This is a genomic window from Oceanobacillus sp. FSL W7-1281, assembly GCF_037969835.1.
In the GTDB taxonomy this organism is placed as follows: domain Bacteria; phylum Bacillota; class Bacilli; order Bacillales; family Amphibacillaceae; genus Oceanobacillus; species Oceanobacillus oncorhynchi.
In genome coordinates, this window is record NZ_CP150214.1 from 1,207,960 (window position 1) to 1,226,257 (window position 18,298).

32 protein-coding genes are annotated in these 18,298 nt (G+C 37.4%); 30 read left to right on the forward strand and 2 right to left on the reverse strand.

The annotated features are described in order from the left end of the window. Positions 1–56 precede the first annotated feature (56 nt). The 16 genes from MKX55_RS06110 to MKX55_RS06185 all read left to right on the forward strand — a co-directional run bounded on the left by MKX55_RS06110 (position 57) and on the right by MKX55_RS06185 (position 8,252). On the forward strand, positions 57–305 hold the full coding sequence (locus MKX55_RS06110) for a hypothetical protein (RefSeq protein WP_193065311.1): 249 nt from the start codon (positions 57–59) through the stop codon (positions 303–305). Beyond that, the gene (locus MKX55_RS06115) at positions 271–2,247 is read left to right on the forward strand and encodes an AAA family ATPase (RefSeq protein WP_339236823.1); all 1,977 of its coding nucleotides are present in this window, start codon (positions 271–273) and stop codon (positions 2,245–2,247) included. The genes MKX55_RS06110 and MKX55_RS06115 overlap by 35 nt, the downstream gene beginning before the upstream one ends. Continuing rightward, positions 2,248–2,388, forward strand: a complete 141-nt coding sequence (locus tag MKX55_RS06120; protein ID WP_339236825.1) for a hypothetical protein — start codon at positions 2,248–2,250, stop codon at positions 2,386–2,388. Between the two features lie 32 nt (positions 2,389–2,420). Then, entirely contained in the window at positions 2,421–3,374 is a 954-nt protein-coding gene (locus MKX55_RS06125) for a recombinase RecT (protein ID WP_339236828.1), read from the forward strand. Then, positions 3,374–4,075, forward strand: a complete 702-nt coding sequence (locus tag MKX55_RS06130) for an MBL fold metallo-hydrolase (RefSeq protein WP_339236831.1) — start codon at positions 3,374–3,376, stop codon at positions 4,073–4,075. The genes MKX55_RS06125 and MKX55_RS06130 overlap by 1 nt, the downstream gene beginning before the upstream one ends. A gap of 20 nt (positions 4,076–4,095) precedes the next feature. Beyond that, a complete protein-coding gene (locus MKX55_RS06135; RefSeq protein WP_339236833.1) occupies positions 4,096–4,632 on the forward strand; it encodes a phage replisome organizer N-terminal domain-containing protein in 537 nt (178 codons plus the stop codon). Next, positions 4,625–5,509, forward strand: coding sequence for a replication protein (locus MKX55_RS06140; protein ID WP_339236836.1), 885 nt, complete (start codon positions 4,625–4,627; stop codon positions 5,507–5,509). The genes MKX55_RS06135 and MKX55_RS06140 overlap by 8 nt, the downstream gene beginning before the upstream one ends. 13 nt (positions 5,510–5,522) lie before the next feature. Further along, positions 5,523–6,248, forward strand: coding sequence for an ATP-binding protein (locus MKX55_RS06145; RefSeq protein ID WP_339236838.1), 726 nt, complete (start codon positions 5,523–5,525; stop codon positions 6,246–6,248). 2 nt (positions 6,249–6,250) lie between these two features. After that, a complete protein-coding gene (locus MKX55_RS06150) occupies positions 6,251–6,418 on the forward strand; it encodes a DUF6011 domain-containing protein (protein ID WP_339236841.1) in 168 nt (55 codons plus the stop codon). After that, entirely contained in the window at positions 6,402–6,797 is a 396-nt protein-coding gene (locus MKX55_RS06155) for a hypothetical protein (RefSeq protein WP_339236843.1), read from the forward strand. The genes MKX55_RS06150 and MKX55_RS06155 overlap by 17 nt, the downstream gene beginning before the upstream one ends. Next, complete coding sequence (locus tag MKX55_RS06160; protein WP_339236846.1) at positions 6,794–7,000, forward strand: hypothetical protein; 207 nt, start codon at positions 6,794–6,796, stop codon at positions 6,998–7,000. The genes MKX55_RS06155 and MKX55_RS06160 overlap by 4 nt, the downstream gene beginning before the upstream one ends. 18 nt (positions 7,001–7,018) lie before the next feature. Then, the gene (locus MKX55_RS06165; protein WP_339236847.1) at positions 7,019–7,186 is read left to right on the forward strand and encodes a hypothetical protein; all 168 of its coding nucleotides are present in this window, start codon (positions 7,019–7,021) and stop codon (positions 7,184–7,186) included. Continuing rightward, the gene (locus tag MKX55_RS06170; protein ID WP_339236849.1) at positions 7,183–7,341 is read left to right on the forward strand and encodes a hypothetical protein; all 159 of its coding nucleotides are present in this window, start codon (positions 7,183–7,185) and stop codon (positions 7,339–7,341) included. The genes MKX55_RS06165 and MKX55_RS06170 overlap by 4 nt, the downstream gene beginning before the upstream one ends. Continuing rightward, positions 7,341–7,661 (forward strand): hypothetical protein, encoded by a 321-nt coding sequence (locus MKX55_RS06175; RefSeq protein ID WP_339236852.1) that lies wholly within the window; start codon positions 7,341–7,343, stop codon positions 7,659–7,661. Before MKX55_RS06170 ends, MKX55_RS06175 begins: the two co-directional genes overlap by 1 nt. After that, complete coding sequence (locus MKX55_RS06180; protein WP_339236854.1) at positions 7,648–7,914, forward strand: hypothetical protein; 267 nt, start codon at positions 7,648–7,650, stop codon at positions 7,912–7,914. The genes MKX55_RS06175 and MKX55_RS06180 overlap by 14 nt, the downstream gene beginning before the upstream one ends. A gap of 104 nt (positions 7,915–8,018) precedes the next feature. Then, positions 8,019–8,252 carry a hypothetical protein gene (locus tag MKX55_RS06185; RefSeq protein ID WP_339183273.1) on the forward strand — a complete coding sequence of 78 codons (234 nt, stop codon included), beginning with the start codon at positions 8,019–8,021 and terminating at the stop codon, positions 8,250–8,252. Positions 8,253–8,314: 62 nt separating this feature from the next. Here MKX55_RS06185 and MKX55_RS06190 read toward each other — a convergent pair whose 3' ends face one another. Next, positions 8,315–8,599 carry a transposase gene (locus MKX55_RS06190; protein WP_339236857.1) on the reverse strand — a complete coding sequence of 95 codons (285 nt, stop codon included), beginning with the start codon at positions 8,597–8,599 and terminating at the stop codon, positions 8,315–8,317. A gap of 138 nt (positions 8,600–8,737) precedes the next feature. Here MKX55_RS06190 and MKX55_RS06195 point away from each other — a divergent pair, with 138 nt between their 5' ends. The 14 genes from MKX55_RS06195 to MKX55_RS06260 all read left to right on the forward strand — a co-directional run bounded on the left by MKX55_RS06195 (position 8,738) and on the right by MKX55_RS06260 (position 17,547). Then, the gene (locus MKX55_RS06195) at positions 8,738–8,977 is read left to right on the forward strand and encodes a hypothetical protein (protein WP_339236860.1); all 240 of its coding nucleotides are present in this window, start codon (positions 8,738–8,740) and stop codon (positions 8,975–8,977) included. Further along, positions 8,977–9,252, forward strand: a complete 276-nt coding sequence (locus MKX55_RS06200; protein ID WP_339236863.1) for a hypothetical protein — start codon at positions 8,977–8,979, stop codon at positions 9,250–9,252. The genes MKX55_RS06195 and MKX55_RS06200 overlap by 1 nt, the downstream gene beginning before the upstream one ends. Positions 9,253–9,333: 81 nt before the next feature. After that, the gene (locus MKX55_RS06205) at positions 9,334–9,642 is read left to right on the forward strand and encodes a MazG-like family protein (RefSeq protein ID WP_339183280.1); all 309 of its coding nucleotides are present in this window, start codon (positions 9,334–9,336) and stop codon (positions 9,640–9,642) included. A 204-nt stretch (positions 9,643–9,846) separates the two neighbouring features. Beyond that, on the forward strand, positions 9,847–10,206 hold the full coding sequence (locus MKX55_RS06210) for a RusA family crossover junction endodeoxyribonuclease (RefSeq protein ID WP_339236865.1): 360 nt from the start codon (positions 9,847–9,849) through the stop codon (positions 10,204–10,206). A 162-nt stretch (positions 10,207–10,368) separates the two neighbouring features. Continuing rightward, the gene (locus MKX55_RS06215; protein ID WP_339236867.1) at positions 10,369–10,539 is read left to right on the forward strand and encodes a DUF3954 domain-containing protein; all 171 of its coding nucleotides are present in this window, start codon (positions 10,369–10,371) and stop codon (positions 10,537–10,539) included. Between the two features lie 5 nt (positions 10,540–10,544). After that, positions 10,545–10,688 (forward strand): hypothetical protein, encoded by a 144-nt coding sequence (locus MKX55_RS06220; RefSeq protein WP_157037110.1) that lies wholly within the window; start codon positions 10,545–10,547, stop codon positions 10,686–10,688. A 91-nt stretch (positions 10,689–10,779) separates the two neighbouring features. Next, positions 10,780–11,376: a sigma-70 family RNA polymerase sigma factor gene (locus MKX55_RS06225; protein ID WP_339236871.1), complete on the forward strand. Its 597-nt coding sequence runs from the start codon at positions 10,780–10,782 to the stop codon at positions 11,374–11,376. A gap of 126 nt (positions 11,377–11,502) precedes the next feature. Then, positions 11,503–12,204: a hypothetical protein gene (locus MKX55_RS06230; protein ID WP_339236873.1), complete on the forward strand. Its 702-nt coding sequence runs from the start codon at positions 11,503–11,505 to the stop codon at positions 12,202–12,204. Positions 12,205–12,283: 79 nt separating this feature from the next. Next, a complete protein-coding gene (locus tag MKX55_RS06235; protein WP_339236876.1) occupies positions 12,284–12,919 on the forward strand; it encodes an SEC-C metal-binding domain-containing protein in 636 nt (211 codons plus the stop codon). Positions 12,920–13,015: 96 nt separating this feature from the next. Then, positions 13,016–13,669 carry a phage terminase small subunit gene (terS, locus tag MKX55_RS06240; protein ID WP_339236878.1) on the forward strand — a complete coding sequence of 218 codons (654 nt, stop codon included), beginning with the start codon at positions 13,016–13,018 and terminating at the stop codon, positions 13,667–13,669. Beyond that, a complete protein-coding gene (locus tag MKX55_RS06245; RefSeq protein ID WP_339236880.1) occupies positions 13,666–14,991 on the forward strand; it encodes a PBSX family phage terminase large subunit in 1,326 nt (441 codons plus the stop codon). Before terS ends, MKX55_RS06245 begins: the two co-directional genes overlap by 4 nt. A 12-nt stretch (positions 14,992–15,003) precedes the next feature. Then, positions 15,004–16,467 carry a phage portal protein gene (locus MKX55_RS06250; RefSeq protein WP_339236882.1) on the forward strand — a complete coding sequence of 488 codons (1,464 nt, stop codon included), beginning with the start codon at positions 15,004–15,006 and terminating at the stop codon, positions 16,465–16,467. Beyond that, a complete protein-coding gene (locus MKX55_RS06255; RefSeq protein ID WP_339236884.1) occupies positions 16,457–17,380 on the forward strand; it encodes a minor capsid protein in 924 nt (307 codons plus the stop codon). The genes MKX55_RS06250 and MKX55_RS06255 overlap by 11 nt, the downstream gene beginning before the upstream one ends. Beyond that, positions 17,377–17,547, forward strand: coding sequence for a hypothetical protein (locus MKX55_RS06260; RefSeq protein WP_339236886.1), 171 nt, complete (start codon positions 17,377–17,379; stop codon positions 17,545–17,547). The genes MKX55_RS06255 and MKX55_RS06260 overlap by 4 nt, the downstream gene beginning before the upstream one ends. Before the next feature lie 200 nt (positions 17,548–17,747). On the opposite strand, the gene MKX55_RS06265 is transcribed toward MKX55_RS06260, so the two are convergent. Continuing rightward, positions 17,748–18,065: a hypothetical protein gene (locus tag MKX55_RS06265; RefSeq protein ID WP_256705864.1), complete on the reverse strand. Its 318-nt coding sequence runs from the start codon at positions 18,063–18,065 to the stop codon at positions 17,748–17,750. Positions 18,066–18,298: the final 233 nt, after the last annotated feature.

Sequence of the window (18,298 nt, forward strand, 5' to 3'; positions counted from 1 at the left end):
ATTACATTCAAAAAATATCTATACGCCTATTATAAGGCGTTCGGGAGGTAAATGCAATGAACCGTTTCGTACAGATGTACAAGAACAAGATTGCAGAAGGAAAAGACATTGACCATGCGTTCGTCTCTGTGGCAAGTGATATCGCTTATTTAGGAAGCATCGAGGATTTACAGAAGGTTGAAGAAGCCCATTCAAAAGATTTCATAGAAAGTGTTGATCTTGCAATAGAGGATTTAAGGAAAGCAATTAAATATACAGGAGGTACAAAAAATGAAAACAATCAAATTAATCTCATTAATGCTTAGGAACTTTAAAGGAGCCAAAGATGTCACTATCACGTTTGACGGCAACACAGACATTTATGGAGCAAATGAATCCGGAAAAACCACCACTGTAGATGCTTGGACATGGCTCCTATTTGATAAAGACAGCCAGAATCAAAAAAAATTCGATATTAAAACGCAAGATGAATCAGGTAATACAATTCATGGACTGGAGCATGAAGTTACTGCAGTGATTGAAGTTGATGGTAAACGAACTGAATTAAGCAAAATCTATATGGAAAAGTGGACAAAAAAGCGCGGTCAAGTAACCAAAGAATTTACCGGTCACACAACTGATTATGCAATTGATGGCGTTCCGTCCAAGAAAGGCGAATATGAAGCATTTATCAAAGATTTAATCGATGAAGAAAGCTTTAAAAAGATTACTAATCCAACTTATTTCAACGAGCAATTGCACTGGAAAGAACGCCGGGAAACACTTTTAACAATCGCCGGCGATGTAAGTGATCAAGAGGTTATTGCTTCAAATGAAAAACTGGACAGACTGTCTGAATTACTCGAAGGAAAATCCATTGAAGATGTCCGGAAAATCATTGCTGCCAAAAGAAAAGAAATCAATGAGGAACTAGAACGCATTCCGGTGCGCATTGATGAAATCAATCGAAACATGCCCGACACAAGCGATTTAAAGGAATCAGATATTAATAGTCAGCTAGAGCAATTAAACGCTGATATCGAAGCTAAAAACGAGCAAATCAACAGCATTCAGAGTGGCGGTGAAGCCAGTAAGTTAAAAGCGCAGATTAGCGACATTGATTTGAAGCTATCACAAGTCAAAAATCAGCATGAACAAGATAACCAACAGCTGGTGTACAAGCATAAAGCAAGTCTGCAAGAAGCTGATTCAAACGCAAGTATCGTGCAGTCAAAAATCATTAATGCCGAAGCGAGAAAGGCATCAAACGATGACCACATTAAATCTTTGAATGAGGATATGAAGCAATGGCGTGAAGATTGGACAGAGGTAAATAAAAAGCAATTTGAGCATACGGGAGACTGCAACTGCCCCGCATGTGGTCAAGAACTGCCGGAAGAACAAATCAATGAAGCGAGAGATAAGGCAGAAAAGCAATTCAACGCTAAAAAATCTAGTGATCTTGAATCTATTGTTAAAAAAGGTTCTGCTGCAAAAGACAAGGTAGCGACATTAAGCCAAGAAAACGAATCAATAAACAATGAATTGGAAAATCTTAATAAGCAACTCGAAACAGCAAAAAAAGCAATTGAGACTTATAAAAGCAAGGTTGAAAGTGCAGAAGAATTAGCTATTCCATTAATCGAAAACAGCGAATATAAGAAGCTGTCAGAGGAAAAACAACAGCTGTCTGAAAAGGTATCTCAATCGCAAAACAGCGTAATGGATGAAGTGGAAAAGGTACGACAAGAGATTACTCCACTGAAAGAAAAACAGAAAGAATTACAAGAGCAATTGAGCAGCATCTCGCTTTCTCAAAAAGCGAAGGATCGTATTAAAGAACTGGAACAACAGCAAGAACAACTGGCAGAAGAATTCGAACGCCAAGAAGAAAAACTTTATCTATCTGAGGAGTTCATTAGAACCAAGGTCAACTTACTTGAGGAAAAGATCAATAACGAATTTTCCATTGCGAAATTCAAGCTGTTTAATCAGAACATCAATGGCGGCTTAGAAGAAACGTGTGAAGTGATGTATAAAGGCGTGACCTACAGCAATTTAAACACTGCTGCAAAGGTTAATATCGGCTTGGATATTATTAATCGTTTGTCAGAACAGTACGGCGTGAGCGCTCCAATCATGTTCGACAACGCTGAGGCTGTTACGGATTTAATCGACAGCCAAGCGCAGATTATCAGATTAGTAGTATCTAAAGCAGACAAAAAATTAAGGGTTGAAAATACCAAAAAAGAAAGTGCGGCTGTTTAAATGATGAATTGCAAAGATTGTGATGGCGAAGGGATTATTTATGAACTGATTGTTGTACCAACTCCCAATGGGCCGTTAGAAACATATGAAGAAGCCGAATGCGAAACGTGCGAAGGCGCTGGAGAAGTTGAATCATTATAAAAAATAAATATTAGAAATGGAGATTGATACTCATGGCAAATAATAATCAATTAGCACTTATAAAAAAAGATACAGTCGATGTAGTGGCAACAAAAGTTAAACAATTCCAGAAGGCAGGGGAATTACATTTCCCTGCTAACTACAGCCCGGAAAACGCAATGAAGAGTGCTTGGTTAATACTGCAGAACACGGTAGACAGAAATAAAAAGCCGGCTTTAGAGGTTTGCACAAAGGATTCAGTTGCTAACGCTTTGTTAGACATGGTAGTTCAAGGTCTAAATCCAAATAAGAAACAGGGGTACTTTATCGTTTACGGAAATCAACTGACATTCCAGCGTTCTTATTTCGGGACTATGGCTGTAACAAAACGTGTAGCAGACGCCAAAAATATTGATGCAGCAGTTATCTATGAAGGCGATGAAGTGGACTACGAAATGGTGAACGGACGTATTAAAAACCTTTCTCATAAACAGAAGTTCGGAAACATTAACAAAGAGAACGTCATCGGAGCTTACTGCATTATCGATTTTGGAAATGACGATGTTTATACCGAATTAATGACAATCGATGATTTACGTAAAGCTTGGAGCAAAGCACAGTTCTGGGGGAAAGGACAAGCTAAAGAAAAAGAAGGATCTACACACGATGAATTTAAACAGGAAATGGCAAAGAAAACAGTTATCAATCGTGCTTGTAAAAAGTATTTGAATTCCAGTGATGATAGTAGCTTGGTTATGCATCACTTTAACAAACAAGATGAACGGATCGATGAAGCGCAGGCTCAACAAGAAATTTCAGAGAATGCCAATAAAGATTATATCGATGTTGAATACAGCGAGGTTCAGGAAGAATCGCAACAAAAGTCAGAGCAAGCTGTAGAACCAGCTCCAGAAAAAGAAACAGAATCTAATGCAGAACAATCACAAGAAGAAACAAAGCAAATGACGTTAGATGACCAACCGGCAGATAACGGAGTGCCATTTTAATGATTGAAATAAAGACACTTGCAACCGGCAGTAAAGGAAATTGCTATTACGTTACAGATGGCGAAACTCCCTTGCTGCTGGAAGCAGGGATAAATTTCAGAGACATACGGATTGCATTAGATTTTAAAACTAGAGATTTAGCAGGTTGCTTGGTAACACATGAGCATGGTGATCATTCCAAGTGCGTTAAAGATGTTGCCAGAGCAGGCATTGATGTTTATATGAGCCATGGCACTGCAGATGCTTTAAATATTGATAACCACCGAATCAAACCAGTGAAACCAAAGGAATCTTTTCAACAAGGAACATGGCAAATCATGCCTTTCGAAGTAGAACATGATGTTTCCGAACCAATAGGATTTTTGCTTGCGAATAAGGCAGGGGACAAGCTTTTGTTCGCCACTGACACCTATTACATTCGATATAAATTCAAAGGCCTTACACACCTTCTTATTGAGTGTAATTACAGCAAAGAAATACTAGATGAAAATATTGCGGCTGGCATCGTTCCAAAAGTAATGAGAAAAAGACTGATTCAGTCGCATATGAGCCTTGAAAACTTAAAGGATATGCTGGCAGCCAATGACCTTTCAAAGGTACAGGAGATACACCTGCTGCATTTGTCAGACAGTAATAGCGATGAAGCGTTGTTCAAGAGAGAAATACAGGAACAGACTGGCAAGTTAGTTTATATAGCTTAACAAGGAGAAGTGATCCAAAAATGAGTGATGTGAAGTGGATAAAATTAAGTACAAATATGTTTGAGGACGAGAAGATACGACTGATAGAGCAGATGCCGGAATCTGATTCAATCTTAGTCTGCTGGTTCAAGTTGTATCTCATGACATCTAAAGATAGAAGTTTAAAATTAGAGAATTTTGCTGCTGACACTCACTCATTTGAGGAACTTCTATCAATCTTGCTAAGTAAGGATATCGAATTCATTAAAAGAATGATCGCAGCACTTTCCGAGGTGGGTGTTTTAGCGATAAATGGAAACATTCTTGAGGTTAAGAAATTTTGGCTTACCAATCAAGAGTGGAGGACCACCAAAGAATATAAAGAATGGAGACAAGCAGTTTTTGAAAGAGATAAATTCACTTGTCAAATCTGTAACCAGGTAGGTGGAGTGTTGAACGCCCATCACATCAAACCCTTTGCTAAGTTTGAAGAATTGAGATTTGAAGTAAGTAATGGACAGACGTTGTGTGAACCTTGCCATAAAAACATTCATAAGAAAGGTGATTCAAATGGCTAAATACAGACAAATTCATATCGAATTTTGGCAAGATGGTTTCGTTTTAGATTTAACACCGGAAGAGAAGTATTTCTATTTGTACTTAATGACAAATAGCAAAACAACGCAGTGCGGCATATATGAGCTGCCTAAAAGAATTATCGAAACAGAAACTGGTTACAACCGAGAAACTGTCGATAAATTACTTCAACGATTCACTGATTACGGAAAAATAATCTATCACGAACCTACCAAAGAAATCATGATTTTAAATTGGATAAAGTTCAATTGGATAAATTCGCCGAAGGTTATTTCTCTTATAAAAAAAGAGTTAGCAAACGTCAAGAATCCTGATTATATCAAGGTTTTCAAAGAAAAATGTATAGAGTACGGATACGGTATCGATACGGTATCCATAGACCTAGGGGAAGAAAGAGAACTAAGAAAGAGAACTAAGAAAGAGAAAGAGAAGAAAGAAGGAGAAGAAAAGAATAAAGACCACGCGTCAAAAATCAAAGATTTATTGCCGGCCTTTTCTTCAATAAATAAATTCAACCAACTCAACAAGGAATACTGGGATGTCATTCGAGAAACTCGAAAAACTGGTTCTGTAGCAAAAAGCGTTATTTATAACAACATGGTCAAGTGGAAAAAGTACGATCCGGTTGTTGTTGAATACGCACTAAAAGAACATATTGCGCAGCATAAAGGCAAAAAAGAAGAATATACCGTTGGCATCATGAGAAATACATCGAAAGAAGAAGCTGAAAAAGTATTGGCAGAAGGGCGTCAAAACTCATTTAAAGCGATAAACGGAGGGAGACAACATGAAACACGTCAGTCAAGTTATGAATCGGACTATTCCCAGTATGACTTTTCTCAGGGAGGAGACTTGTGAGTGTGGTGAAGATGTGAAGGTTTATGAAATGGAAATCGGCATCGGACCACGTAAAGGAGAAAAGATTGAATCAAAAATCGGTTGTAAATGTGAGGATATCAAATTAGCCAACGAGGCTGTTAATCGCAGGAATCGATTGAAAGTAGACAAGATGAAAACCGTATTTGATAAGCATTCATTGATTAATCGGGAGCTGCAGCAAGCTACATTTGAAAACTATGAATCTAGCAATCCGTCACAGGACAAAGCTTTGAAAATATCCAGGCGCTTTGTGGAGGTCTTTGATAAGGACAAGCCCATTAATCTATTATTCGCCGGTGCTTATGGAGTGGGGAAATCACACCTTGCCAAGTCCATTACGGACGGAATCATTTCAAAAGGATTCAGCAGCATCTTTATTTCTGTACCAAAGCTATTAACCAAGTTTCGCAGCAGTTACAACAAGGACAGCGACTATTCAGAGAGTGATTTAATCGATGCATTAAGCACAGTGGATGTTTTGATATTGGATGATCTAGGCGCTGAAAAAGACAGTGATTGGAGTTGGGAGAAGCTGTTCGAAATCGTTGATAGTAGACAAGGGCTGCACACGATTTACACATCTAACTATTCTCCAAAAGATTTGATAGTCAAGATGGGCGATCGTAATTTCAGCAGGATTGTAAATAGAGATACCACCACAGTGGAAATCAAAGGAGACAATTACCGACTTGGAAACTTCAAAAAAGGAGCGAATTAACCATGAACCAATGCATCCGATGCGGACGGAAACTGAAAGACAAGAAAAGTATTGAACGTAAATTTGGTCCGACATGCTATAAAAAATATCTGAAAGAGTTAGAGGAAATTGGATTGCCGGAGAATCAAGTGACTATTGAGGATGTGACTGCAGATGCAATTCGGGGATAAAGTAACTTTCAAAAAAGAACTTCAAAAAGTGACGGATGGCAGTAATTATATTTCACAGAAAGAAATACAGGATAGTGGTTTGGAAAGCAAGTGGTTGAACAAATTCAAAGAAATTGAACATCAAGAACCAATGGAAGGCATTGTTGTAGGAAAAAGAAGAATCGGATTCCGGACATTAATAGAGTTGGTAGAAGATTACGAGTATCTAGGTAGCATAGAGGGTGGAGACTTAGCGCCAGTTGGAATCGGAGAGTTTGAAGCGAAAGCCACGGAAACAGAATTTAGGAATATTTATCTTGTGGCAACGAATTTAAGGGGATTTCATCGAGTGCTGCCAGAGGACTTAATCACGATTGATGAAGTGGAGGAATCATTATGAATGATAAAGACTTAATCAACGCCCTAATACAAGGTATCCATGAAGAAATCGACCGTAACTTAGATTTTTATGAACATATAGAAGCAGATAAAAGACCATGGGATTACGAAGGGATTAAGCCAAATAAAGCAAGATTCAAACGCTATCGGTTGCTGCTGGAGGAGAAGTTAAAAGAGATTGAGAGTCGGTCATATAGCTATTAAAAATTAGGAGGAATGAGCATGATATTTAAACTAGGCGACTACGTTAAACACATTGATGAACCCAAAAGCATGACACCATTTCGTTTAGTAGAGAGTTGGCATGTGGACGTAGTCAATGCACAGGCGAAGAATTTCCAGTATTCGAGCAAAGAAGAATATGAGAAATGGTGGAGTGAAAAAGAATGAACCTAAAATCAGTAATGATATTTGACCCAAACGATACGGACGAGCAGACAGTAACAAAATTCATGGACTGGATGCGGGATAACCATAGTGCTGTTGGGGATAGAAACGTTCCTAATGCACAGGAGACGCAAGAATATCTTAGGAGGTATGCGTGATGAAAGCCTGGCATGTTCAAGATACGCAATGTGAGCATCAAGAAATAATATTTGCTGAAAAGCGTAGTAAGGCTATGAGCCAAAGTGAAGCATACTCGCTTGAAGGTGAATGGACAAATGTAAGAGCTAGAAGGGCTGAATACGCAGACGGATTAGAAAATAATCCAGATGAAGTTATTAAAGCGTCTATTCAAAACGGTTGGTGGTATGAATGTTTCGGTTGTTCAAACCTTGTTACAGAAGAAAAGAAATATCTAATAAGAGCGGGCAGGGTATATTGCGAGAACTGCCAAGAAGGTGCAACCAATGGGAGTAGTTAAGTTCAAGACTTCCGGCAGAACAATTCCAATGCTCCGCCAAAATGGAAACGCGAGAATCATGCACGAAGATGCGGAGTTCGGGATTGACGAAAGTCAGTTGAATCAAATTGAGAGAGAGTGGAACGGCGGCATCAGATTTGAGGACTCAGTGGAGCAAGTAGGGCGTCCCTGGGATGAGATCATGTTCGCTCTCATGGAATTGGTGAAAGAAGAAAGATTAACCAGACCGATAGCTTATAGATATGGAAATTAGCAACGAGAGATACCTTGTTTAAAGAGATTAATAGATTTGAGACTGAATATATACAAAGGTGTTAAAACCTCTCAGAAATGGCTTATTTTGATTGGAGGGATAGCGTGAAACAAAAGATATTAGATGCTGGGTTAGCTGTTTTATTGGTTAGTGCTGTTATTGCAATGTTTGTTATGGCTAACGAAGTCAAAGAAGTACATGCAGAGAATGAACAATTAAAGCAAGAGAACGCAGATTTGCTGCTAGATAAAATCAATCTGGAAATCGATTTAGAAAATGCTTTGGATGCTTATTGGCAGTTGAATAATCAGTTAGAAAGAAAACAGGGTGCTGATTAGCATTAAACATCTAACTTCATAAATGTTCGAGGGATTAATCAAATTAGGGGAAAGATAAATTACTATCTTTCATCTAATGTCAAAATCAATAATCTGTAAATAGTGAATAACCCAATGTAAGCACCAGTTATTAGGAAAAATGGATTAAGAAAAACGCTATGAATTGCAGTCATGAATACAGTGTCATCAATTAAAACTTGCCGAATGGATACTGCTGCAATAATACCGAAAATAACTGCTGATATTGCAGCAATGGCGTTAAAAGCTATTTGAAATTTCTTGCTTCTATTCTTTAGATAAAGCATAAGAATCGGGCAAATAATGGATCCAGTTAATAGAATTACCAAAATGTCACTCCTTTAACGATAGATATATGATGCTGTGTTAGTTAGTTTTGCCAAAATATATAGGATTAATCAAATATAGGACAATACGTTTGAATGGAAGTGAATCGTGATGGAGGAAGCGTTGAGAGGAGAATCGGAATGATACCACTAAAAAAATACGGGCGATTAGAAGTTGGGATGACAATTATTGATTCAAACGGGATTGAAGCTACTGTGGAATCAATTGGAGAAGGTGGTCTAGTTAAAGTTAACGGTCAGATGTTTGTGTGGGATTGGGAAAGGTTGCATCCTGATGTGATGGTTAAAGAGACGGCGGCTGAACGGGATGAGAGATTGAGAAGCAAGGTTGTTGAACAGCCACAAGCGAGTTGGTTCTGATGGCAAGAGGAAGACCAAAAGGATATAAACTGCAGAAAGTAACAGAGTACGCCATTTATATCGGTGATGAATTTCAGTTTACGGGAACAGCAGAGGAATGTGCTGCAAGATTAGGTGTCAAACCGGAAACAGTGCAATGGTATGCAACTGAAAGTTATAGAAAGCGAATGGAAAATGCGAAATTCGGCGATCCGATTGTTGCTGTGAACGTAGGAAGGTGGGAGCAAAATGAAGAAAATTTATGTCAAATAAACCACCAAGAAAACGCACGATGACGATGTATTGATTATTGTCAAAACGTATCACAGCAAGGTTCGTGATTATGATTATGTGATTTTTAGATAGGGGGAGAAGGAATGAATTTAGACGATTTAACAGGATTAATTGCAGTATGGGCATTGGATAAAGGGCTAGAGGTCGCTGAACCAGAAAAGCAAATGCTTAAGTTGATGGAGGAAGTAGGAGAATTGGCGCAAGGTTTAGCCAAAGGAGATGATTATAAGATAATCGATTCTATAGGTGATGTTTATGTAGTCCTTACAATTTTGTCAATGCAGTTAGATTTAAGAATTGAGGATTGCATCGAGCAAGCTTATGTGGAGATTGCGGACAGAAAAGGAAAAATGGTAAACGGCGTATTTGTTAAAGAGGAGGACTTGCAATGAGCGACATTATACACGCTGGAATGGACAAATATATCCGTAAGGTATGGACTTGCCAATGAGAGCTATTAGCATTGTTAAACATGTTGATAAATTCAAATGTCTGGAAATGTGCCGGAACAAGGAAGATGAGGGGTTTATCTGTGTTAGACCTATGCAGCACAATTTTAGCTGGTATGAGGCTGTTTATGTAAAAGAGGTGGTTAAGTGATTAAATTCGTTATTCCCGGGAAGGCCGTACCAGCAGTTCGGATGACACAAAAAAGCATGTATGCCAATAAGTATGCTAAGCGCTATCTCCAGTACAAAAAGCAAGTGGCCTGGATAGCTAAAGCAAGCATGAAAACACAGCCGATTGATGGGGATGTAGGCGTCAAATTAACACACTATGCGCATGGCAATAGGGCTGATATAGATAACCTATTCAAAGGAGTTACGGACGCTCTCAACAAGGTTGTATATAACGATGACAGGCAGGTTAAGCACATGGAGTCGAGTATTATTAAGTGCAACAAGGAAGATGAACGAACAGAGGTTGAGGTTTACCGATTGGAGGCGGTGAAGTGACTATATTATTCCAGTTAGTATTAATTTTCATCATATTTATATCATTCGTGGTTATGTTTTCGCCACAAGTAAACAGAAATGATAATCAGCAGAATATGGCTTTTGTCTGCATGTTATCAATTGCAGCATTTACTGTGACAGTTATTTTGTAGGGGGTACAGCATGAAAGAAACAAGCAAAGTAGAAATCAATTTATCTGAGGACAAGGTTTTAGTAGTTAAAGGCGGTAAGCTTAAGGAATATCCGAAGCCAGACAGTGGTTTTGGGAAACAGATTATCAACTGGAATGACGGAAAGATTTGTAACGAGGAAATACGTTATACGGTGAAATAGGAGGAATGAAAATAAAACGTTTAAAGAAACTATTTTATGAGGATATGTATGAATTTAAATTAAACGGCGTGGCACTTGTCGGATGGTTATCAGCAAGCATTTATGGAGTAATAGCTTTAATCAAAAATGTTATAGATATCTTTAATTAAATAACAAGCAGTCTATCAGAAAAACTGAGGACAGATTTGGATTTGAGGGAATCCAGTCTGTCCTTTTTTATTTATTTGAGGGGAGTCGGTAATGATGATGACAAGCGAACAGATTGAGAATTGGGCGGATGAATTACTTATGCAATATGAGGAAGGTAGAGCAGACTTGAACCACCATAAAGACCGGTTGCATAATCAAAATTTAGAGTTAATCGGTGATAAGAATTGGCGTGAAATGGATGTTGAAACGCAAGATGCTATTGAAAGAAATCAGTCTGATAAAACACAAGTAAATAGCATGATTCGTGATATGTCCGAATCGATGGAATGGTTGGAAACCGGTCGCGATCCGGAAAGTTTGCGCGGCATCGAAAAAAGTTCCGTTTATCAAAGAAATGCCATGGCTGATATGGATATTTTCCCATCATTAGATATTTTCCCGGAAGAACGTGAATTGAGTGAATCAGAAAAACAACGTGTCATTCGTGTGTTGGCTGAATTATCCCCAAGAGAGCGTCAATGCTTTATTCTGCACACTGTTTATTCGCGTTCTTATGCTCAAATATCAGCTGAATTGAATGTTGGGAAAAGCACTGTTCAGAAATATATGGAAAGGGCAAAGCTGAAATTGCGTGTCGTACGCTTGTCGTACGAAAATGAACATATTAGTGAGAGGGTTATTTTGTAGATAGAGCACTAGCTTAGTATAGAGTGTGTTCTTTTAAGACCTTACGGTCTTTATATATATTAATTAAAGTTTTATCAACGCCTGAAAATATAGTACTATAAAGATAAAAACAAAGGCGTTGATAGTTTGGCAGACAAAAGGTTGAAAGTAGAGATTATTGTATTAGGTATAATTGGAATTAACATGATATTTCTTATGTTTTTTTTAATGTATTTTATGTTTAATTTTAATAAAGAAATAGTAACTGGATTGATAGCTTTTGTTGGCGCAATTTTAGGTGGTCTTATAACATTATTTGGTGTGAAACTCACAATTGAAAACAATGAAAAGCAAAAAGCAAAAGAGGAACTCCCTAAAAAAATATTGAATATGGATAAAGCAGTAAACAAAATAGAGCAAGTCGTTAGAAGACTGGAAGAGGGAAAAGATCTTACTGTTTTAGACCTTAATAAAGATACTAAGTTATATACAAATGAAACATATAAAAAATACACTGTCGACATAATGAATTGTATTAGAGATTATCTAATACTTGTGGATTCCGAGAGTTATAAAATTTTTTTGGACACTAGAGAAAAGATGAATTTGTTGGAATTTGAGCTTAATGAATTACAAATCAGTTTATTAGATTTTTATGAAAAATACGATGAGCCTGAAAGAACAAACAAAGAATACTTTTACAATCGTTTTGCTGATAAACATAAGATAGAAAAAGAAGTAAGGAAGAAGAACAATGAACTCGTTTATAATATCGAGATGAATTATAAGGATATACTTATCCAACTTCAAATAAAACAAGAAAATTTAATAAAAGAAATGGACTACTGATTAAGCACTATAAATATTATGTAGTGGGTAGGAAAAATCTCTCTTTTTGTTGTATTATAAGCAGGAGGAGGGGGATAAGGTGATAAAAAATATAAAAAGAAACGATCCTTGCTATTGTGGAAGTGGAAAAAAATTCAAAAAATGCTGTTTAAATAAGGTGAAGGCGGTGCCAACTTGGAGAACTGAAGCTTCCAAAATCGAGGTAGGTTCTCATCAAAATGAAATATATAATACTTTTTTTATTGTATCCAATTATTTAAAAGAGAATCCAATTTATGGAGCATGTCATTTAATATCTGGTATATTTTATGTATTATTGAAAGAGCAGGAGATAGAATGTGAGCTTTGCATTGGTGAAGTTAAAGCAAGTTTTGGGGTGTTTGACCACTCTTGGATTCAAATAGATGAGCGTGTATATGATATTGCAATTCAAATCCAATTAGATGAGAAAGAAAGAGATCCTATTTTTGCAGGAATTGATTTAGGTATTGGTGAAAAAACAAAGAGTTTATATGGTATTAATAATGGGAGTGGTCTTGATTTTACTGCAAATAAAGTTATGAATATGTCTTTTGTTGAGTATATGGATGGTTTTCCACAAGATGCGTGGAATATAACAAGAAAATTACTTCAAAAAGTAAATATAGTTATCTCAATAGACGAATTGAGAGAAAAGTATAAAAATACGAAAAGAATATTGAAAGATGACAAGTAATTAAACAAGAATTAACATAAGCGCTCTAATACATAGAGTGCTTTTTCTTATGCCTAAAAACAATTTTATTACAAATGGAGGCGGTGAATATGTGATATGCAAAACGAACCCCATGCAAACAATTTGTGTGGAGCAAAAACAAGAAGTGGTGAACCGTGTAAAAACAAAGCGATGCCTAATGGCCGTTGCCGGATGCATGGTGGTAAATCAACTGGCGCTCCACCAGCTAAATTAAAAAAGAATACGAACTCCAAAAAGCATGGTCTCTTTGCTAAATATTTACCGCAAGAAACAATGGAAATAATGAATGACATTGAAACCATGGGACCTGCAGATATATTGTGGATGAACATTAAAATGCAATTTGCTTCAATTGTTCGTGCACAGCAGATTATGTATGTCGAGGATATAAACGATCGAACCGAGACACTTAAAAAGCTAAAGGTTGAGAACACCGAGACAAGAGAAGGCCATACGCAAATTCCAATCGAGAAAGAATATGAAATAGAACAGGCGTGGAATAAACAGGCTACCTTCATGCAATCGCTCAGTCGTTCAATGGCAGAGTTGAGGAATATGCTTAAGCAATTCAGAGACATGGCTTATGAAGATGATATCCGACTTCTTGAAATCGAGAAGATGGAAGTAACAATCGATAAAGCTAAGGCTGAAACGGAAAAGCTATCCAGTGATGATGGAAGTAACCAACCAATTCAAATCATGATTAAGCGAAAAGGTGATACATCATGAGTGCAGCACCTTTTGAACAAGTGGAAAAAGAAGTTAATCCTCATTTCGAGGATTTTTTATTTGATTGGAATCAAAAGTTTCAATTGTTGGTTGGTGGATACGGTTCTAGCAAAAGTTATCATGTTGCACTAAAAATCATCTTGAAGCTAGTGGAAGAAAAAAGGACAGCATTGGTTGTTCGTGAAGTCTATGAAACTATCAGGGAATCATGCTTCTCTTTGTTTGAAGAAATCATTGAAGAAATGGAGTTAGCCGATAAAATAAAAATGGTTGTTTCTCCAATGCAAATACGCTTTCCGAATGGCAGCAAGATAATATTCAAAGGGATGGATAAACCAACCAAATTGAAATCAATAAACAACGTATCACTTATATGGTTGGAAGAGTGTTCAGAAATTAAGTATGCAGGGTTTAAAGAATTAATCGGTCGCTTGAGGCATCCGACATTACCATTGCATATGATTTTATCTACTAACCCGGTGGATGAAGGTAACTGGACTTATTCACATTTCTTTATCAAGAACAAAGGCCAAAGTGATGAAGTGTTGTTCCTGGATGATGAAGATTTATATAAAGAGCGCACGATTGTTGTTGGAGATACTTATTACCATCACTCTACAGCTGATGATAATTTATTCTTGCCTGAATCCTATGTGCAAGAACTTGAAAATACAAAAGTTTATGATCTAGACCTTTACAGAGTAGCACGTGAAGGTCGTTTTGGTGTGTCCGGAACTAAAGTATTACCTAAGTTTCAAAGCATGTCACATGACGAGGTTATGAAGCAAATAAATGCTATAAGAAAACCGATATATAAAGCTGGTATGGACTTTGGTTTTGAAGACTCGCACAATGCTTTGTTAAGAATGGCCATAGATGATAAAGAGAAAATTCTATACATCTATTGGGAATATTATTCCAACCATAAAGATGATCCAGAGATATTTGATGATTTAAAAGAGTTTGCTAAAACAAAGGAAAGAATCAAGGGTGATTCCGCAGAGCCTAAAACCATTTACTACTTGAAAAAGAAGGGCTTGAACATTACTGGAGCATACAAACCAAAAGGTTCAAGACTTCAAAATACCAAGAAGGTTAAAAGGTTCCATAAAATCATTTGCTCTGATAAGTGTAAGAACACCATCAGAGAATTAAAGAGCCTTACTTACAAGAAAGACAAGCAAGGCAATACGATATATGACGAATTCAACATTGACCCACATACATTCAGTGCTATTTGGTATGGGTTGGATGATTATGAAGTTGTTGATTTGAAAGACCACAAGCAAACTTACAAAGCGATTCAGTCGCTTGGATTGTAAAGGAGGGATGACATGGCAAATAAATCAAAACAACGTTTCCCTGATGAAGCAAACGAACATTTCACTTATGAGAGTGCAGAGAAATTACTTGATAATATGGAACACTTACAACAGATGATAGAGCAGCATAAAAAAGTGCAGCGTCCAAGGCTCCAAACGTTGCAAAACTATTTTAAGGGCAACAATGAAACAATTTTGAAAGACAATCGGCGTAGAGAAGAACACCTTGCTGACAACAGAGCAGTGCATAATTTTGCGAGATACGTTAGTACATTCATTCAAGGATATATGGTCGGTATCCCTCTTAAAACAATACATGATGATGAAGATGTATCAGAGCGTATCAGAGATATGAACCGTATCAATGATGCTGACGAACATAACAGTGAATTGGTACTTGACCAATCTATTTATGGCCGAGCCTATGAATTACTCTATCGCGGTACCGATGATGAATATCACTTCACGCATGTTGATGTATTGAATACTTTTGTAATCTATGATGAAACAGTGGAACGTAAACCAATTGCTGGTGTTCGTTACTTTAAGAGTAAGTATTCAGATGAAGAGACGATATTACTCTATACTGATGAAAAAAATCTCAAATTAGGTTATGAGAATAGCAGTAAGCTACAAATCGTTGAGCCTCAGACGGAAGAAGAGAGACAACGAGAGGTCAATAATTTTCAGGGAGTGCCAATCATTGAGTACGAGAATAATAAGTTTAGGCAGGGAGACTTTGAGGACGTGCTGGCACTCATCGATATGTATGATGGAGCTCAATCTGACTTAGCTAACTACTCGCAGGATTTAAACGATGCAATGCTAAAAATCATTGGGAATTTGGACTTGGATGTAGAAGACGCAAAAGAAATGAAAAAGAATAATATCATTTTCCTTAAAACAGAGCCAAACGCAGATGGTAGAGAATCGACTGCCAACGCTGATTACATTTACAAACAGTATGATGTACAAGGATCCGAATCATATAAAACACGCATAGCTAACGATATTCATTTGTTTACCGCCACGCCGAACCTAAGTGATGAAAACTTTGCCGGCAATATGAGTGGAGAAGTAATGAAGTACAAGCTATTTCTCATGGAGCAAAAGAGAGCAGCCAAAGAGCGACGTTTCAAGCGTGCTTTGCGTGAACGTTACCGTTTGATAAGTAACATGATGCAGACAGCTAGTGAAGGTGAAATTGATGTATCCAAATTAAATATTACCTTTACAGAAAATTTACCGAAGAATATCGAATCTGAAATGAAATGGTTCACTGATGCCGGTGGTCAACTTTCTCAGAAAACTATGATTAGCCAGCTGTCTTTTATCGAAAATGCAGATGAAGAAATAGAACAGCTTGAGGAAGAAGAAAAACAGCGCCCTATCAATCAGCCTCAATATGATTTTGAAGAGCATCAGCATGAAAATTCACAAGAGCAGCAAGAAGAAGTGAACGAAGATGGCGAATAATTCATACTGGAGACGGCGTGAAGAAAGGCACATACGCAACCAAATCAAAAATGATGCTGAGATAGCCAAACGGATCCGTGCCAATCAGGATGCTGCACTAGAGGAAATAGAGTTACTAATACAAGCCTTCTACGCCAGATACGCTGGTAAGGAAGGTATTTCTATGTCTGATGCTAGAAAACGTGTCAGAAAGGCTGATGTTGAACGTTACGCCGAGAAAGCAAAACGATATGTGAAGGAAAGAAATTTCACAGTAACAGCCAATGAGGAAATGCGTCTTTACAACGCTACAATGCGTATCAATCGCTTGGAAATGTTGAAACATGACATTCGATTAGAGATCATCGCTATGGCTAGTGATGAGGAAAGAATACTAGATGAGTCATTGACCGAGGGAGCAAGAGCAGAGTATGAAAGGCAGTCAGGAATCTTAGGTGAGACTGTCACAGCAAACGCTAAGAAAATTGATACGATTGTCAATTCCTCTTTTCAGAATGCTACTTGGTCAGAACGATTGTGGAGCAATCAAGATGCACTACGATTGGAAGTTGAAAGGCAATTGAACCGCGGAATTGTTCAAGGATTGAATCCAAGGGAACTTGCCAGAGAACTTAGGAAGTCCATTGATTCCAGTATCAGTAATTCAGAACGATTGATGCGGACAGAAGTGGCCAGGGTACAAAGTGATGTATTTAAAGATAGCCTTGACCAAGCTAATTTTGAACAGTACGAATTTATTAGTGAGCCTGATGCCTGTCCTATTTGCAAAGCATTAGATGGTGAGATATTCAAAAAGTCCGCTATGGAGATCGGTACAAATATGTACCCAATGCACCCAAATTGCCGATGCTCTACTGCAGCATACATGGACAGAGAAGCATTTTGGGAAGAGGTTGAAAGGAGAGAATCATGATGAATTATTTAATTGCAGTGGCAAATGGTGATTGGATGACAGAACGAAAGGTTATTGAAGTGAACTCTATTGAGGTTAGAGATGATGTGTATATCTTTTATGACAAAGATGGAACAATATTATTCAGTTCTCCAATTGATTCCACAATATCCGTTGAATTAGCTTAGAATTTTGTAATTGTTAGATATGAAAGAGGATTCGGTGAAATGTGGGTTGAAAAACTAAATGCGAAAATGGAACGAACTGGTGATTTCACTTGGATGGACGGAACAGAGGTTTACCACAAACTCAAAGATGTTGAGTGGATTAACCGCACTTAGCAGACAAGCGTTAGTGCGGTTAAATTGATTGAAATCAGAATTGAATATTAGAAAAACCTGCCGATACCAGCTTTTTGTTGTTTCCTTTGTTCCAAAGACACAATAGACCCAGTTTTATAAACAGTTCTGTTTGTTTGTCCTTCTTCAGATAAAAAGAAGAATTCATTAAGTGCAAAAACGGATGTTAATGCAGGTATCAGTCCTTCACTGTGATGCATTTCTTCCTCTAAAACAATTGGTTCAGAAGTGGAACAAAATTTTTCGTTTTTATGTTCAACTAAGCGAACAGGAAAAATAATAGCATCTTGTTTAATATATAACTTTTCATCGTTAGCGAAAGTTACAACAACCTCAAGATTATCCATAGTTAATCACCTCCTGATTAGATTATATCTATTAACGGAGGTGAATACTATACAATTGCTTTTGTCCGGAACGACGTTAAACTATCAAAATTTAATACTGTGTGGGCGTTAAATATCAATTGAATAGTTTCCTAGAGATAAGCACTGAACGGGCTGTAAAAAGACTGTACGGGGCTTATTTTTTATGTGGTGAAAGATTGATAGGAATGACTGCATGGGATTAGGAGGAAACG

Excerpts from the sequence above, each read along its gene's own strand:
- MKX55_RS06260 (WP_339236886.1), top strand. The coding sequence starts at position 17,377 with ATGATGAATTATTTAATTGCAGTGGCAAATGGTGATTGGATGACAGAA.
- MKX55_RS06205 (WP_339183280.1), top strand. The coding sequence starts at position 9,334 with ATGAATTTAGACGATTTAACAGGATTAATTGCAGTATGGGCATTGGAT.
- MKX55_RS06170 (WP_339236849.1), top strand. The coding sequence starts at position 7,183 with ATGAACCTAAAATCAGTAATGATATTTGACCCAAACGATACGGACGAG.
- terS (WP_339236878.1), top strand. The coding sequence starts at position 13,016 with ATGCAAAACGAACCCCATGCAAACAATTTGTGTGGAGCAAAAACAAGA.
- MKX55_RS06115 (WP_339236823.1), top strand. The coding sequence starts at position 271 with ATGAAAACAATCAAATTAATCTCATTAATGCTTAGGAACTTTAAAGGA.
- MKX55_RS06215 (WP_339236867.1), top strand. The coding sequence starts at position 10,369 with ATGAAAGAAACAAGCAAAGTAGAAATCAATTTATCTGAGGACAAGGTT.
- MKX55_RS06130 (WP_339236831.1), top strand. The coding sequence starts at position 3,374 with ATGATTGAAATAAAGACACTTGCAACCGGCAGTAAAGGAAATTGCTAT.
- MKX55_RS06140 (WP_339236836.1), top strand. The coding sequence starts at position 4,625 with ATGGCTAAATACAGACAAATTCATATCGAATTTTGGCAAGATGGTTTC.
- MKX55_RS06265 (WP_256705864.1), bottom strand. The coding sequence starts at position 18,065 with ATGGATAATCTTGAGGTTGTTGTAACTTTCGCTAACGATGAAAAGTTA.
- MKX55_RS06200 (WP_339236863.1), top strand. The coding sequence starts at position 8,977 with ATGGCAAGAGGAAGACCAAAAGGATATAAACTGCAGAAAGTAACAGAG.
- MKX55_RS06125 (WP_339236828.1), top strand. The coding sequence starts at position 2,421 with ATGGCAAATAATAATCAATTAGCACTTATAAAAAAAGATACAGTCGAT.
- MKX55_RS06255 (WP_339236884.1), top strand. The coding sequence starts at position 16,457 with ATGGCGAATAATTCATACTGGAGACGGCGTGAAGAAAGGCACATACGC.
- MKX55_RS06195 (WP_339236860.1), top strand. The coding sequence starts at position 8,738 with ATGATACCACTAAAAAAATACGGGCGATTAGAAGTTGGGATGACAATT.
- MKX55_RS06180 (WP_339236854.1), top strand. The coding sequence starts at position 7,648 with ATGGGAGTAGTTAAGTTCAAGACTTCCGGCAGAACAATTCCAATGCTC.
- MKX55_RS06155 (WP_339236843.1), top strand. The coding sequence starts at position 6,402 with ATGCAATTCGGGGATAAAGTAACTTTCAAAAAAGAACTTCAAAAAGTG.
- MKX55_RS06135 (WP_339236833.1), top strand. The coding sequence starts at position 4,096 with ATGAGTGATGTGAAGTGGATAAAATTAAGTACAAATATGTTTGAGGAC.
- MKX55_RS06120 (WP_339236825.1), top strand. The coding sequence starts at position 2,248 with ATGATGAATTGCAAAGATTGTGATGGCGAAGGGATTATTTATGAACTG.
- MKX55_RS06165 (WP_339236847.1), top strand. The coding sequence starts at position 7,019 with ATGATATTTAAACTAGGCGACTACGTTAAACACATTGATGAACCCAAA.
- MKX55_RS06245 (WP_339236880.1), top strand. The coding sequence starts at position 13,666 with ATGAGTGCAGCACCTTTTGAACAAGTGGAAAAAGAAGTTAATCCTCAT.
- MKX55_RS06110 (WP_193065311.1), top strand. The coding sequence starts at position 57 with ATGAACCGTTTCGTACAGATGTACAAGAACAAGATTGCAGAAGGAAAA.
- MKX55_RS06250 (WP_339236882.1), top strand. The coding sequence starts at position 15,004 with ATGGCAAATAAATCAAAACAACGTTTCCCTGATGAAGCAAACGAACAT.
- MKX55_RS06225 (WP_339236871.1), top strand. The coding sequence starts at position 10,780 with ATGATGATGACAAGCGAACAGATTGAGAATTGGGCGGATGAATTACTT.
- MKX55_RS06220 (WP_157037110.1), top strand. The coding sequence starts at position 10,545 with ATGAAAATAAAACGTTTAAAGAAACTATTTTATGAGGATATGTATGAA.
- MKX55_RS06160 (WP_339236846.1), top strand. The coding sequence starts at position 6,794 with ATGAATGATAAAGACTTAATCAACGCCCTAATACAAGGTATCCATGAA.
- MKX55_RS06175 (WP_339236852.1), top strand. The coding sequence starts at position 7,341 with ATGAAAGCCTGGCATGTTCAAGATACGCAATGTGAGCATCAAGAAATA.
- MKX55_RS06150 (WP_339236841.1), top strand. The coding sequence starts at position 6,251 with ATGAACCAATGCATCCGATGCGGACGGAAACTGAAAGACAAGAAAAGT.